Annotated in this window: 13 protein-coding genes; 2 read left to right on the plus strand and 11 right to left on the minus strand. The window is 72.0% G+C overall.

Annotation, left to right across the window (positions count from 1 at the left end):
* The 3 genes from BGO91_RS16355 to BGO91_RS16365 all read right to left on the minus strand — a co-directional run.
* On the minus strand, positions 1-812 hold an 812-nt coding region (locus tag BGO91_RS16355; protein ID WP_290473784.1), incomplete at its 3' end, for an arginase family protein.
* A gap of 7 nt (positions 813-819) precedes the next feature.
* On the minus strand, positions 820-1,590 hold the full coding sequence (locus BGO91_RS16360; RefSeq protein ID WP_290473785.1) for a PspA/IM30 family protein: 771 nt from the start codon (positions 1,588-1,590) through the stop codon (positions 820-822).
* Between the two features lie 74 nt (positions 1,591-1,664).
* On the minus strand, positions 1,665-3,713 hold the full coding sequence (locus BGO91_RS16365) for a TPM domain-containing protein (RefSeq protein ID WP_290473786.1): 2,049 nt from the start codon (positions 3,711-3,713) through the stop codon (positions 1,665-1,667).
* Positions 3,714-3,857: 144 nt separating this feature from the next.
* On the opposite strand from BGO91_RS16365, the gene BGO91_RS16370 reads away from it, so the two are divergent.
* Positions 3,858-4,598: a gamma-glutamyl-gamma-aminobutyrate hydrolase family protein gene (locus tag BGO91_RS16370; protein ID WP_290473787.1), complete on the plus strand. Its 741-nt coding sequence runs from the start codon at positions 3,858-3,860 to the stop codon at positions 4,596-4,598.
* A gap of 36 nt (positions 4,599-4,634) precedes the next feature.
* Here BGO91_RS16370 and BGO91_RS16375 read toward each other — a convergent pair whose 3' ends face one another.
* From BGO91_RS16375 to BGO91_RS16405, 7 genes are all read right to left on the minus strand, one after another.
* On the minus strand, positions 4,635-5,342 hold the full coding sequence (locus BGO91_RS16375; protein WP_290473805.1) for a protein-L-isoaspartate(D-aspartate) O-methyltransferase: 708 nt from the start codon (positions 5,340-5,342) through the stop codon (positions 4,635-4,637).
* The gene (locus tag BGO91_RS16380) at positions 5,293-6,297 is read right to left on the minus strand and encodes an N-acetylglucosamine kinase (RefSeq protein WP_290473788.1); all 1,005 of its coding nucleotides are present in this window, start codon (positions 6,295-6,297) and stop codon (positions 5,293-5,295) included. Before BGO91_RS16380 ends, BGO91_RS16375 begins: the two co-directional genes overlap by 50 nt.
* A complete protein-coding gene (locus BGO91_RS16385) occupies positions 6,285-7,556 on the minus strand; it encodes a 6-phospho-beta-glucosidase (protein WP_290473789.1) in 1,272 nt (423 codons plus the stop codon). Before BGO91_RS16385 ends, BGO91_RS16380 begins: the two co-directional genes overlap by 13 nt.
* A 4-nt stretch (positions 7,557-7,560) precedes the next feature.
* Positions 7,561-8,481: a carbohydrate ABC transporter permease gene (locus BGO91_RS16390; protein ID WP_290473790.1), complete on the minus strand. Its 921-nt coding sequence runs from the start codon at positions 8,479-8,481 to the stop codon at positions 7,561-7,563.
* A complete protein-coding gene (locus tag BGO91_RS16395; protein WP_290473791.1) occupies positions 8,478-9,461 on the minus strand; it encodes a carbohydrate ABC transporter permease in 984 nt (327 codons plus the stop codon). Before BGO91_RS16395 ends, BGO91_RS16390 begins: the two co-directional genes overlap by 4 nt.
* 1 nt (position 9,462) lies before the next feature.
* Entirely contained in the window at positions 9,463-10,794 is a 1,332-nt protein-coding gene (locus BGO91_RS16400; protein WP_290473792.1) for an ABC transporter substrate-binding protein, read from the minus strand.
* Between the two features lie 68 nt (positions 10,795-10,862).
* Positions 10,863-12,044: an ROK family transcriptional regulator gene (locus BGO91_RS16405; RefSeq protein ID WP_290473793.1), complete on the minus strand. Its 1,182-nt coding sequence runs from the start codon at positions 12,042-12,044 to the stop codon at positions 10,863-10,865.
* Between the two features lie 237 nt (positions 12,045-12,281).
* Here BGO91_RS16405 and BGO91_RS16410 point away from each other — a divergent pair, with 237 nt between their 5' ends.
* Positions 12,282-12,821 carry a hypothetical protein gene (locus BGO91_RS16410; protein ID WP_290473794.1) on the plus strand — a complete coding sequence of 180 codons (540 nt, stop codon included), beginning with the start codon at positions 12,282-12,284 and terminating at the stop codon, positions 12,819-12,821.
* A gap of 13 nt (positions 12,822-12,834) precedes the next feature.
* On the opposite strand, the gene BGO91_RS16415 is transcribed toward BGO91_RS16410, so the two are convergent.
* A complete protein-coding gene (locus tag BGO91_RS16415) occupies positions 12,835-13,773 on the minus strand; it encodes an NAD-dependent epimerase/dehydratase family protein (RefSeq protein WP_290473795.1) in 939 nt (312 codons plus the stop codon).
* Position 13,774 lies beyond the last annotated feature (1 nt).

Genomic DNA, 13,774 nt, shown 5'->3' on the forward strand with positions numbered 1-13,774 from the left:
AGGATCACCGGCATGTCGCGCCCCGCCGCCTCCGGCGATTCCGGCGCGAACTCGGTCACCGCCGCGCCGGCGAGCTCGAACCGCGACCGCAGCGCGCGGATGGCGTCGCAGAGCGCGGCGGGCGTCACCCCGAACGGCTCCGGGTAGCCGATGCCGTCGATGTGCGCGGGATCGAGCACGTCGAGGTCCACGTGCACGTACACGGCCGTCGCGCCGGTCGCCTCGACCGCACGCACCACGGCCTCCGGATCGTCCAGCTCCCCGGAGGCGACGACCCGGATGCCCGCGCGATCGACGAAGGCGGACTCGCCGTCGTCGAGCGACCGGGTGCCGGCCAGCACGAGGTTCGCGGCCGCCAGCCGGGCGGGGCCGGCCGAGGCCAGGCCGTCCGGTCCGTCGCCGAGGAGCGCCCGCCCCACCATGCCGTGGAAGGCGCCGGAGGGGGAGGTCGACACGTTGTTGAGGTCGCCGTGGGCGTCGAACCACACGACGGCGACGGTGCCGGCGGGATGCGCGGCCACCGCGTGCTGCACGCTCGCGAGGTCGGCGGCGCAGTCGCCGCCGACCGTCACGACGGGCGCCTCGAGGAGCGCGAGCTCCGCCGTCGCCAGCTCACGGACGAGGGTGAGCGACGAGAACCGGTGCACGCCGGTCCCCAGCGCATCGCCCGCGGCGGAGGGCACGGAGACCGTGTGGGTGGCGCTCGCCGGCAGATCGCCGCGGATGGCCTCCGCGCCGTCGATCAGCCGCATCGCGCGCGACGATCCCGAGCCCTGCCACTGCGGAACGACCAGGAAGGATGCTGCAGTCACCGGGCGGTCACTGCCCCGGGGTGTAGGGGGCGGAGGGCGCGGGGTCGGCCGTGACGGCGGGCTGCGCTCCACCGGTCTTGAGCGCGGCGAGGCGGGCCTCCACCTCGGTCAGCTCGCCGAGGTCGTCCAGGTCGTTGAACTGGGCGTCCAGGCTCGATGCGGCCAGCTCCTGGGCGCCGCGCACGCGGGCCTCCTCGCGGCGGATCTTCTCCTCGAAGCGCGAGACCTCGCTCGTGGGGTCGAGGATGTCGACGCTCTTGACCGCGTCGATGACCTGCGACTGCGCCTGGGCGCTCTTCGCCCGCGCGATCAGCTCCGACCGCTTGCTCTTGAGCTGCTCGAGCTTCTCCTTCATGCCGTTGAGGCCCGACTTGAGCTTGTCGACGACCTCGGTCTGGGAGGCGATCTGCGGCTCCGCGGTCTTCGCCTCGTTCTCCGACGCGATCTGGCGCTGCAGGGCGACCTTGGCGAGGTTGTCGAACTTGTCGGCGTTCGCGGTGTCGCCCGATGCGCGGTAGGTGTCGGCCTGCTTGCTCGCGGCGAGCGCCTTGCGGCCCCAGTCCTCGGCGGCCTCCACGTCTTCGCGGTGGTCGTCCTCGAGCAGGCGCAGGTTGCCGATCGTCTCGGCGATGGCGCTCTCGGCGTCGGCGATGCTGTTGGTGAAGTCCCTGACCATCTGATCCAGCATCTTCTCCGGATCCTCGGCCTGGTCGAGGAGGGAGTTGATGTTCGCTTTCAGGAGCTGTGAGATGCGCCCGAAGATGGACTGCTTTGCCATGTGCTCTTCCTTTCCTCTCCCCCCGAAGGAGGCGTCTCCCGCCCCGGATGAGGCGCTGGGTACGTGTGGTGCGTCTAGAACCGGCCTCCGCCGCGCCGGGTGCGCGTCCCGCCGCCGCCGAAACTGCCGGAGCTGAAACCTCCGCCGCCTCCGCCGCGGCCTCCGCGACCGCTGCTGCCGCCGCCGAAGCCGCCGCCTCCGTTGCCGCCGCCCCCGAACATCCCGCCGCTCAGGACGGAGTTGATCAGGATGCCGCCGAGGATGGCGCCCATCGCGCCGTTGCCGCCGCCGCCTTGGGTCTGGGTGGTGCCGCCGCCGAAGATGTCGCCGAGCCCGCCCTGCTGCGGCTGGAAGCCGCCCACATCCCGCTGGGCGAGCTGGGTCGCCTCGTCGGCGAGCTGCGCCGCGCGCTGGGCCTGGCCGAGCGCCGTCACCGGGTCGGCCGCGGCGGTCTGCTCGGCCTGGACGACCAGCCTCCCGGCCTCGGCGAGGCGGGTGCGCGCCTCCGGTCCGACCGCGCCGCGGCGAGCCGTGATGAAGTCCTCACAGGCCGAGATCCGGGCCTTCGCCGCCATCAGGGTCTGCTGGAGGGACGACTGGGCGCGCTGCGTCTGCATCCGGCCGTCGCGGACGCCCTGCAGCACGCCGTCGATGGAGCGGTTGGCCGCGTCGAGGCGCTGCGCGATCTCGAGGGGGTTGATGGGCCCGGCCGCGAGCTTGGCCCGCACGTCCGTCACGGTCTGCTCCGTGCCGGCGATCACTCCCGCGATGGTGCCGCCCGGGTCGCCGGACGCGGCGAGGGCGCGCGCCTCGGCGAGGTCGCTCTCGAGCTCGGGGAGGACGGCGTCGATCGACTGCTGGGTCTTCGCCAGGTCGGCCGCGACGCGGTCGACGGCGTCGAGCAGGAGCGTGGCCTGGTCGACCGACTCCTCGGCGGCGCGCACGCCGATCGCGGCGGCACTGGTGTCGCCCGCACCCGCCTTCTGCGCGGCGGCCGCGAGGGCGGTCTGCACGAACGCGAGACGCTGGGTCGCCTGGTCGACGTTGTCACCGACGGTCGCGAGCGAGGCGTCCGTGTAGCGCTGGCCGAGCGTTGCCAGGGTCGCCCGCGTCTGCTCGACCCGCGCGGCGGCCTGCTGCGCGGCGGCGGCGACCTGCGCCGAGGCCTCCGGGATGCGCTTCTCGAGCGACCGGAGCTCGTCGAAGGCGTCCGCCTGCGCATCGAGCGCGTGGTTCGCCGCCGTGCACAGCTCGACGATGCGGATGTTCCACCCGCGCCGCTGCTCGTCCGTGTCGGGCTCCGAGTCGTCCAGCTTCTGCTTGAGGGTGAACGCCTCCCGCAGCTGGCCCTTCGCCTGGTCGAGGGCCGCCTGGAACGGGACCACCGAGTCCGCGCCGTACTGGGCCGTCGCGAAGCCCAGCTCCTCCTCACTGGTGCGGATGGCGTCGTCGGTCTGCACGAGGGCCGAGCCGGCGCGGCGCTGCAGCTCCTCGATCGGGAGGCCCTGCAGCTCGCTTTGCGGCGCGCCGGGAGCGGCGGCCGTCTTCTTCTTGCGGCGCGAACGGAGGACGAGGAAGAGCACGACGCCGACGACGAGCACGGCGATCAGGAAGAACCAGAAGAACCCGGCTCCGCCCCCGCCGACCGCGTCGGACAGCCCCTGCGCGGCGGCGATCCCCGCGCCCGACCAGTCGCCGGCGCGCAGCCGGGGCTCGATGTCGTTCCGCTCGATGCTGTCGAGCTTGTCCCCGCTGACGGGACCGGCGTCGTCGCCAGAGAGGTAGTACGCGCGGCCGTCGACCGCGACGGCCAGGAGGTAGTCGGTCGGCCCGAGGTTGTTCTGCGCCGCCGTCTCGTTGGCCCAGTCCTGGGCGTCCGTCGGGTTGGTGAAGCGGTCGACGTAGACGACGAACAGGTCGATCTGGTGATCGTCGGCGAGCTTCGCCGCCGCCGCGTCGACGGCGTCCCCCTGGCTGTCCGTCAGCACGCCCGCGACATCGTCGACGTGGCTCGACCCCAGGTCCACCGGGTCCTCCGCGGAGGCCGGCGCCGCGAGGGCCAGCGGGCCCGCGACGAGGACGACGGTCAGCAGGGCCCCGGTCAGAACACGTCGCAAGAGCATTCACCCACTCTCCAGGAACACTTCGTGCCGAGTCTATGGGGGCCGTGCGACGGTGTCACTGTTTCAGCCTGTTACGCGGGAGGATGCGCACGGCGCGCGGCCCTCGCAGAATGGACGGACGCATCCCGGCGAGAGGAGGAGCCCGTGTCTGCATCCGGTGCCCGCTCGCTCGCCGTCGTCGAGGCGACCCGCTTCCGCGGCCACGACCCGGAGTACCACGCCTACGTCCAGATCCTCGTCGGAACGGTGATCGCGGAGGCCCGCTCCCAGGGGTGGACGGTCAGCCGTCTCGCGGCCGACGAGGGCGAGGAGGCCCTGCTCGCGCGCACCGACGCCGCGGACGCCGTCGTGATCGTCGGCGGCGAGGACATCGCCCCGCGGTTCTACGGCGCGACCGGCGGGTACGCCCACGAGAGCCGCCACCTCGAGGTCGCCGACGCCGCCCAGCTCGCACTGGCGCGCCGGGCCGTCGAGCGCCGCACGCCGCTGCTGGGCATCTGCCGCGGCCTCCAGATCGTCAACGTCGCCCTCGGCGGCACGCTCGTCCAGGACCTCGGCGAGCACACCCCGCACGTCAACCGCGGCGTCCCGATCCCGGAGGTGCTGACCACGCACCCCGTGCTCGTGGAGCCGGGCAGCCGCCTCTCCCAGCTGCTGGGCTCGGCCGTCGTGGACGTGCGCAGCGCCCACCACCAGGCGGTCGACGTGCTCGGGGACGGACTGGTCGTCACCGGTCGCGCTCCCGACGGTCACGTCGAGGCGATCGAGCACGCCGACGCCCCGGTGCTCGCCGTGCAGTGGCACCCGGAGGACGTCGCCGCACCCGCCGGCCAGCTCTCCGCGCTGCTCGGCTCGCTGCGCGCACGCATCGCCGTCGCGGCCTGAGCTGCGGACGACGCGCCGCGACTCCGCGGGCTGCGGTCAATCCTCCGGCCAGGCGCCCTCGCCGAGCAGGGGCACGAACGACACCGCGCCGAGGTTCGTCTCGTGCAGCGCGCCCGTCGCATCCCGCTCGAACACGGCGAGCCGCTGCGCACCCCCGCTGCGCCCCACCGGCATGACGATGCGGCCGCCCGGCGCGAGCTGGTCGAGCCACGCCTGCGGGACGGCCGGACCGGTCGCCGCGGCGACGATCGCGTCGTAGGGAGCGGCGTCCGGCCAGCCTCGCGAGCCGTCCCCGGTGATCACCTCGACCCGGTAGCCGAGCGCCTCGAGCGTGGCCGCCGCCGTGACCGCGAGGTCCGGGATGCGCTCGATGCTGATCACCCGGTGCGCCAGCTCGGCCGCGACCGCGGCGGCATACCCGGAGCCGGTGCCCACGTCGAGCACGCGGTCCTCGGGGCCGATCCGGGCGGCCTCCAGCATCTGCGCGACGATGAACGGCTGCGAGATCGTCTGGCCGTCCTCGAGGGGGAGCGGGCGATCGGCGTAGGCGTACGGCACCTGCGACTCGGGGACGAACTCGTGCCGCGGCACGCGGGCCATCGCGTCGAGGACCCGTTGGTCCGCGATCCCGCGGGGGACGAGCTGGTTCTCGACCATCCGGCGGCGTTCGGTGAGGTAGTCGCTGTCCGTGTCCCTAGTGAACCACCGCGGCGGGACGCGCGGCCAGCCCCTCGCGCGCGAGATCGAGGGCGTCTGGCCCCGCTCCCGCGCCTTCGAGCGCGAGCAGCGCGGCGCCGAGGATGGGCGCCGCCGTCACCAGCTCGATGCGGGCGAGCGGCGCGCGCTCGGCGAGCCGGCTCTCCACGCCGTCCAGCAGGCGGGCATCCCGCGACCCGATGATGCCGCCGCCGAGGACGACGGGGACCGGGCGCTCCAGCAGCGACAGCCGCCGCAGGGTCGTCGCCGCGAAGGCCACGATCTCCTCGGCCTGGCGGTCGACGAGGCCGGCCGCGACCGCGTCGCCGTCGCGGGCGTCCGCGAACACCGACGGCGCGATGCGCGCGAGGTCGGCGTTCGGCACGCGACCGAAGTGGACGGCCTCGATCACGGCCTGCACGTCGGGCAGCCCGAAGACGGCGGGCACGGATGCGGTCAGCAGGGTCGCCGGTCCGCGGCCGTCGACCGCGCGGGCGGCGTGCCACAGGGCCTGCTCGCCGAGGTGCCAGCCGCCTCCCCAGTCGCCGGAGGTCATCCCGAGCGACGGGTAGCGCACGATCTCGCCGTCGGCCCGCACACCAACGCAGTTGATGCCGGTGCCGCAGACGACGGCGACCGCGTCGGGCTCGCTCGTCCCCGCGCGCAGGAGGGCGAAGAGGTCGTTGTCGACCACTGCGTCCGCCCACGCGTAGCCGGCGATGCCCGCGCGGAACGCCGCCACCTCGGCCGGCAGATCCAGTCCGGAGAGATAGATTCCGGCGTTGGCGATGGGGCGCGGCCCGGTCTGCTCCAGCAGGCGCTCGATCAGGTCGTCGACGAGACGCGCGGAGGCGTCCATCCCGATCAGATGCGGGCTGGAGGTCCCGGCGCGCGCCGTCGCCGCGATCGTCCCGTCGAGCTCGAGCGCCACCGCGTCCGTCTTGGAGCCGCCGCCGTCGACCGCGATCGCGATCGGCCGGCCGGGCGCGGTCAGTGCGCCCATGCGAGGTGGTCCCTGTTGCCGGCGATCAGGAGGTCCGTGAGCTTCTCGGCGCGGTCGTACTGCCCGACGAGCGGGTGCGCGAGCATCGCCCGGACGACCCGGTCGCGCCCGCCGTGCACGGCGGCCTCGAGGGCGAGCCGCTCGTAGCCGGCGACGTGCGAGACGAGCCCGCGGATGTCGTCGGGAAGCGGAGCGATCGGCAGAGCGGAGAGCCCGGCCGCGCCGACGGTCGCCGGCACCTCGATCACGTGGTCGTCCGGCAGGAACGGCAGCGAGCCGCCGTTGCGCAGGTTGACGACCTGCACGTCGCCGCGGTCGCTCGTCAGCGACGCGATCAAGTCGACGGCCGCCTCCGAGTAGAACGCGCCGCCGCGCTGCGACAGCTGCTCCGGCTTCGTGTCGACCGACGGGTCCGCGTACAGCTCCAGCAGTTCGCGTTCGACCCGCTGCACCGCCTCCGCGCGGGTGGGGGCGTCGAGCTGCTCGCGCAGCACCTCGTCGTGCGCGTAGTAATAGCGCAGGTAGTAGCTGGGCACGTTCCCGAGCAGTGAGAGGAGGGAAGCGGGCAGCTCGATCTCCTCGGCGAGCTCGGCCAGGCGGTCGCCGAGGAGCGCCGGGAGCGCATCCCGCGTCCCGGTGTCGTCGGTGACCGTGACGGAGCGCTCCCACGTGAGGTGGTTGAGCCCCACGTGCCCGAGCTGCACCTGGGAGTGGTCGACGCCCAGGAGGTTCGCGAAGCGCCGCTGGAAGCCGATGGCGACGTTGCAGAGGCCGACGGCGCGATGACCCTCGTTCAGCAGCGCCCTGGTCACGATCCCGACCGGGTTGGTGAAGTCGACGATCCAGGCGTCCGGCTTGGCGTGCTTCCGCACGACCTCGGCCACGCTCAGGACGACGGGCACGGTGCGCAGCGCCTTGGCGAACCCGCCGGGACCCGTCGTCTCCTGGCCGATGCACCCGCACTCGTGCGGGAACGTCTCGTCGCCGTGGCGTGCGGCCTGTCCGCCGACGCGGAGCTGGATGAGCACGGCGTCGGCGTCGGCGACGCCCGCGACCAGGTCGGAGGTGGGGACGATGCGGCCGGTGTGCCCCGCCGCGCGGAACATCCGGTCGCTCATCCCGCCCACCAGGCGCAGGCGCTCGGGGTCGGTGTCGACGAGCCAGAGCTCCTCGATGGGGAGCACGTCGCGCATCCGCGCGAATCCGTCGATCAATTCGGGGGTGTAGGTGGACCCTCCGCCCACGACTGCCAGTTTCACCGCGTTATCCCTTCACGCCGGTCAGAGTGATGCCCTCCACGAAGACGCGTTGGGCGAAGAAGAAGATGATCACGACCGGGATGGTGACGAGCATGGTCATCGCCATCGTCAGCCCCCAGTCGGTTCCGTGGACCCCGCGGAACGACGCCAGTCCGTAGGCGACGGGCCAGGAGGCGGGGTTCTCGGAGGTGTAGAGCAGCGGCCCGTAGTAGTCGTTCCACGAGTGGAAGAACATGAAGATCGCGGTCGCCGCGATCCCGGGCTTCGCCATCGGCAGCACCACGCGCCAGAGCACGCCGAACTCCCCGTTGCCGTCGATGCGCGCCGCGTCGGCGTACTCGCTCGGGATCGTGAGGAAGAACTGCCGCAGCAGGAAGATCGAGAACGCGTCCCCGAGCAGGTTCGGCAGGATGAGCGGCCAGAGCGTGCCCGTCAGCCCGAGCTGCGACCACATCACGTAGACCGGGATGGCCGTCACCTGCGGCGGCAGCAGCATCGCCACGATGATCGCGGTGAACAGCACCCCCGATCCGCGGAACTTGATCTTGGCGAGCGCGTAGGCCGCCGGCACGCTGGAGACCAGCATGAACAGCGTCGCGAGCACCGCGTAGAGGGCCGAGTTGCCGAACCACTGCGCCAGCGGGACGGACGTGAAGACCTTCGTGTAGTTGTCCCAGGCGAACGGCTGCGGCCAGAGCGACGCAGTCAGCGTCTGCTGGCTCGACATCAGCGAGGTGAGCAGCACGAACACGACCGGCGCGAGGAACAGCACGGCCAGCACGAGCAGCACGGCGTGCTCGGCGATCCAGCCCAGCACGCGGCGCGTGCGCAGGGAGCGCGGGGTCGGGATGCCGCCCTTCGCGGGGGAGGGGCGCCTCGGCGCCGGGGGTGCCAGCGGGGGCGTGGAGGAGGTGGCGGTGGTCATTGCGCGCCTTCCGGTGTGAACGCCTTGAACCGGCGCAGGATCAGGATGAGCAGGACGGCCGCGACGACGAACAGCAGCACCGCGAGGGCCGAGGCGTAGCCGAGCTGGTACGTGCCGAAGCCGCGCACGTAGAGCCACTGCGTGTAGGTGAGCAGCGACCCGTCCGGGTAGCCGAGGTTGTTGCTGATGCCCTCGCCGACCACGGCCTTGCCCGAGGCCACGGAGGAGGCGACGGCCGCCTCCGTGAAGTACTGGATGGCCGCGATCACCCCCGTCACCGCGGCGAACATCAGCACGGGCGCGATGCTCGGCATGGTGATGTAGCGCACCTTCTGCGCGCCGCTCGCCCCGTCGAGCGAGGCCGCCTCGTACTGGTCCTTCGGCACGTCGAGCAGTGCGGCGAGGAAGATGATCATCACGTCGCCCATCACCCAGATGCCGAGCAGCACGAGCGACGGCTTCGACCAGGCCGGGTCGTTGAACCAGAGCGGTCCCTTGATCCCGAACCAGGCGAGCACCTGGTTGACCGGGCCGGTGCCCGGGTTGAAGAGGAACACGAAGGCCACGACGCTGGCGACCGGCGGCACGAGCGCCGGCAGGTAGAACACCGTGCGCCAGAAGCCGGAGGCCCGCTTGGCCCGGGCGAGGAGCCCGGCGATCAGGAGGGCGAACACCGTCTTCACGGGCACCCAGATCACCACGAACCACAGCGTGTTCAGCGTCGCCTTCCACACGTTCGGGTCCTGCGTGAACAGGTACTCGTAGTTGCGCAGGCCGATCCACTGCGGGGCCGACACCAGGTCGTACCGGGTGAAGGAGTAGTAGACGGAGGCGATCAGCGGGTACACGAAGAAGATCGCGAGGCCGAGGAGCGTCGGCGTCAGGAACGCGAGCGTGATCAGGTTGCGTCGCCGGCGGTAGCGGGAGGACCGCGCGGGGCGGGCGGCGACCCGCCCCGCGCGTTCGGTGGTCGACGTCATCTCACGGACCGGTGGTCAGCGCGAGCGCGTCGTCGATCTGCTTGTCGACGTCCTTCAGGCCGGCCTGGAGGTCGCCGCCCTGGCTCTGGTACTTGTTCCAGAAGTCCTGGAACGAGTTCTGGTAGCCGGCGCCGAGCGGGCTGGCGGGCGTCGTCTGCACGTTCTTGTCGGACGAGATGTCGAGGAACGTCTTGAACTGCTCCGAGACCTCCAGCTTCGGCGACGTGAGCGCGTCCTTGGTGGTCGGGACGTTCTTGAGGCCGTTGGCGAGCTTGACGACCGCGTCGGTGTCGGTGGTGAGGTACTTCAGCAGCGCCCACGCCAGCTCCGGCTGCTTGGAGCCCTTGGAGATGCCGATGATGTTGCCGGTGATGTACCCGCCGCCGTACAGGTCGGTGTGGTCGTCGGCGGTCGGGAACGGCGCGGTGCCGTAGTCGAGGCCCTTCGCCTGGTCGGCGATGAAGGCGGTGCGGTACTCGCCGTCCATGTTCATCGCGACCTGCCCGGTCTGGAAGGCGTTGTCGGCCGAGAACTCCTGGCCGAGGCCGGAGGTGAAGGCGTTGAGCTTGTCCCAGCCGATCTTGTCCACGAAGGCCTTCTGCCACTGGATCAGCTCGCTCCAGCCCGGGTTGGACGAGATCGCGCTCGTGCCGTCGTCCTTCAGCCACTTCGCGCCCGCTGCGGGCCCGTAGTGCGCGGCGGAGTTCTCGTACCAGCCCATCGTCGGGTTGAACCCGAGCGTCTTGATGGAGCCGTCCGCGTTGAAGGTGGTGAGCTTCTCGGCCATGGACTCCAGCTCCGAGAGCGTCTTCGGCGGCGCCGTGTAGCCGGCGGCCTGGAGGAGGGCCTTGTTGTAGTAGAGGCCGTACACGTCGGCGAGCATCGGCATCGCGCAGCGGGTGCCCTTGAACTCGGTGTACGACTTCACGGTGTCGGAGAACTGGCTCATGTCGACGCCGTCGCGCTCGATCACCTTGTTGAGGCTGCGGAACGCGCCGTTCGAGCAGAAGTTGCCGACGATGTCGGTGGAGTACGAGAGGCCGACGTCGACCTTGCTGCCGGTGGCGATGGCCTTCTGCAGCTTCTCGTCGTCCTGTCCGGAGTGGACCTCGACCTTCACCTTCGGGTTCTTCTTCTCGAAGTCGTCGACGACGGACTGGATGACGTCCGCCTCCCGGTCGGAGAAGAAGTGCCAGAACGAGACGGTGCCCGAGAGCTCCTTGGGCGTGCTGTCGGCGAACGAGGTGCCGCTGGAGCCGCCGGAGCAGCCGGCGAGGGTGAGCGCTGCGGCCGCGGCGATGCCGATGGCGGCGACGATGTGACGGTGTTTCACGGGTGGTTTCCTCACTGATTCCGGTCGTGATGCAGGGATGGGCTGAGTGGTGCGGGAGGAGCGGTGCCCTAGACGGTTATCCGGGACACTTCGGCGAAGAGCGCGCTGCGCACCTCGCCGAGGAGGTGCTCCCGCGCCCCGCGGAGCACGGGGTGGGCGGGGACGCCGGTGGCGACGATGGTGGGGCACCCCCACTGCTCGCGCAGCAGGGCGGTGACGCGCTCGGCGAGCAGGGCGCCGCCGGCGCGGCCGGTCGGGCCGCCGAGCACGATGCGCTCGGGGTCGAGGAGGGCGAGCACGGGGACGACGCCGACGGCGACGCGGGGTGCCAGATCGGCGATCAGCGCGTCGCGAGCGGCGGCGGCGTCCGCGCTGCCTGACGTGTCCGCCCGCTCATCGGACGTCCCGAACTCCGGGACGCCGTGCGCGGCCGCGAGGCGGGCGACGGTCGGCCCGCCGACGAGGTCCTGGAGGTCGTGGGCGTCGGGATCGAGCTCGGCGGCGTCGCGGGGGATCGGGAGGTAGCCGATCTCGCCCGCGCCGCCGGACGCTCCGCGGTGCACGGCGCCGCCCTGGTCGACGGCGAGGCCGAGGCCGTCGCCCATCCAGAGCAGCGCGAAGCCGCCGGCGTCGTGCCCGGCCCCGTCGGCGCGCTCGGCGATCGCGGCGAGGTTGGCGTCGTTGTCGATGTGGACGTCGTAGCCGAGGGCGTCCTGGAGGCGGCGGAGGATGCCCTGCTTGGGCCATTCCGGAAGCGTCTCGATGTAGGTGAGCTCGTCGGTGCGCGGGTCGAGCGCGCCCTGCACGCCGATGCAGACGGCGCGGACGCGGCCGGCGTCGACGTCCGCGGCCTCGCAGGCGGCGGCGACGGCCGCCCGCACGTCGTCCTCCGGCGTGCGTGCCGCGAGCGGGGTCAGCGCGATCGGGTGCTCGCCACCGGCGGCGTCGACCACGGTCGAGCGGAGCACGGTCGCGTCGATGTCGATCGCGACGCCGAGCATCCGGTCCGTGCGCACGGCGTAGCTCGCCGCGTTCGGCCCGCGGCCGCCCGAGACCTCGCCGACGACGTGGATGAGGCCCGCCGTCTCGAGGCGCGACACCATCTGCGCCGCGGTCGGCTTCGACAGGCCGGAGAGCTCGCCGATCCGGCTGCGGGTGAGGACGCCGTGCTCGAGCAGCAGCGAGAGCGCCGTGCGGTCGTTCGTCTCGCGCAGCCATGCTGGCGTGCCGCGAACCGGTCTGTCGGCCATCCTCATCCCTCCGTCGGAACGATCATCTGACGGGAATGTATCAGGAAAGTTTCTTAATAGTAAAGCGCGTGTTTCGTCCCGTCCCCGCGCTTCCCTCCCACACATTTGGCACAAATGTGGCGCTACCCGGCGCCATACCCCGCATTTGGCACAAATCGCGAGGGGTTCGGGAGGCGGTGGGCGGTGAACCGGGAGGGGTGCCGGTCTCGTGCCATCGGTGGAAGGGAAGACACCATCATGAGAACGAGAATCGCCGCACTCGCCGCCGCCGCCGCGGTGGCCCTGATCGCCCTGGCCGGCTGCTCGGCCGGCACGGGAACCGCCACGTCGGGCTCAGGAGGAGGCTCGGGTTCCGCCTCCACGTCCGGCTCGGCCTCCACCGCCGCCCTGAAGACCGGCGACACCTCCCTCGGAACGGTCGTCGTCGACGGCAAGGGGCTCACCGTCTACGTGTTCGACAAGGACACGCAGAACTCCGGCACGAGCTCGTGCTCGGGAGCCTGCGCCGCGCAGTGGCCCGCCGTCGAGACCGACTCCGCGAAGCCGGACGTCACCGGCGTCACCGGCACGGTCGGCACCATCACGGGCGTCGACGGCGGCAAGCAGGTCACCCTCGACGGCTGGCCGCTCTACACCTTCGCGGGCGACTCGTCCGCCGGCGACGTGACGGGGCAGGGCGTCGGCGGCATCTGGTGGGCCGTCATGCCCGACGGCACGAAGATCGCCGCCGCCGCGACCTCCACCTCGGGAGGCGCGAGCTCCGGCTATTCGAAATAGGGAGCGCTGCGGGTCACCCGAACGCGCGCGCGTGGTCGACGAGCCGGTCGAACGCCGCGTCGAGGTCCGGGTCGACCCGCTGGCGTGACGCGTCGGCGAGGTACCACTCGACGATCTCACCGGCACCGCGGGCGAACGGCACCTTCTGCTGGAACGACGGCACGAGCGCACGCACCTTGCTGTTGTCGAACTGCATCGAGTGCGCCTTGTCGCCGAGGAGGCCGGGGCCGAGCTCCGGGACGACGGCCGCGATGGACTCGCTGGCGACGTGCACCAGCTCGGCCTCGACGCCGAGCGCCTCTGCGAGATCGCAGTAGATGCGGTCCCAGGTGGGGGCCTCGTCGCCCGTGATGTGGAACGTGTCGCCGACCGCCTCCGGGCGGCCCAGCAGGCCGGTGAACGCGACCGCGAAGTCCGTGTTGTGCGTGATCGTCCACCGGCTGGTGCCGTCGCCGTGCACGACGACGGGAGCGCCGCGGCGCATCCGCTCGAGGTCGGTCCAGTGCCCGCTGGTGGGGATCATCGTGCGGTCGTAGGTGTGCGACGGCCGCACGATCGTGACCGGGAACGCACGCTCGCGGTAGGCCTCGACCAGCAGGTCCTCGCAGGCGATCTTGTCGCGCGAGTACTGCCAGAACGGGTTGCGCAGCGGCGTCGACTCGGTGACGGGGAGGCGCGACGGCGGCGTCTGGTACGCGGAGGCGGAGCTGATGAAGACGTACTGCCCGACCCGGCCCTCGAAGAGGTCGAAGTCGGTGCGGACGTGCTCCGGCGTGAACGCGAGGAACTCCGCCGCCACGTCGAAGCTGCGCTCCCCGAGCACGGCGTGCACGCTCTCCGGGTCGCGGATGTCGGCGTGCAGCACCTCGACGCCCTCGGGCAGTGGACGCGCGCCGCTCGATCCCCGGTTCACCACCGTGACCTCGTGCCCGGCCTCCAATGCCTCCGCCACG

This window comes from Leifsonia sp. 71-9, from assembly GCF_001898805.1.
Classification (GTDB): domain Bacteria; phylum Actinomycetota; class Actinomycetes; order Actinomycetales; family Microbacteriaceae; genus Leifsonia.

What these genes read in the sequence shown, in the direction of transcription:
- BGO91_RS16360 (WP_290473785.1), bottom strand. Translation starts at nt 1,590, where the DNA reads ATGGCAAAGCAGTCCATCTTCGGGCGCATCTCACAGCTCCTGAAAGCG.
- BGO91_RS16365 (WP_290473786.1), bottom strand. Translation starts at nt 3,713, where the DNA reads ATGCTCTTGCGACGTGTTCTGACCGGGGCCCTGCTGACCGTCGTCCTC.
- BGO91_RS16380 (WP_290473788.1), bottom strand. Translation starts at nt 6,297, where the DNA reads ATGGGCGCACTGACCGCGCCCGGCCGGCCGATCGCGATCGCGGTCGAC.
- BGO91_RS16390 (WP_290473790.1), bottom strand. Translation starts at nt 8,481, where the DNA reads ATGACCACCGCCACCTCCTCCACGCCCCCGCTGGCACCCCCGGCGCCG.
- BGO91_RS16395 (WP_290473791.1), bottom strand. Translation starts at nt 9,461, where the DNA reads ATGACGTCGACCACCGAACGCGCGGGGCGGGTCGCCGCCCGCCCCGCG.
- BGO91_RS16405 (WP_290473793.1), bottom strand. Translation starts at nt 12,044, where the DNA reads ATGGCCGACAGACCGGTTCGCGGCACGCCAGCATGGCTGCGCGAGACG.
- BGO91_RS16410 (WP_290473794.1), top strand. Translation starts at nt 12,282, where the DNA reads ATGAGAACGAGAATCGCCGCACTCGCCGCCGCCGCCGCGGTGGCCCTG.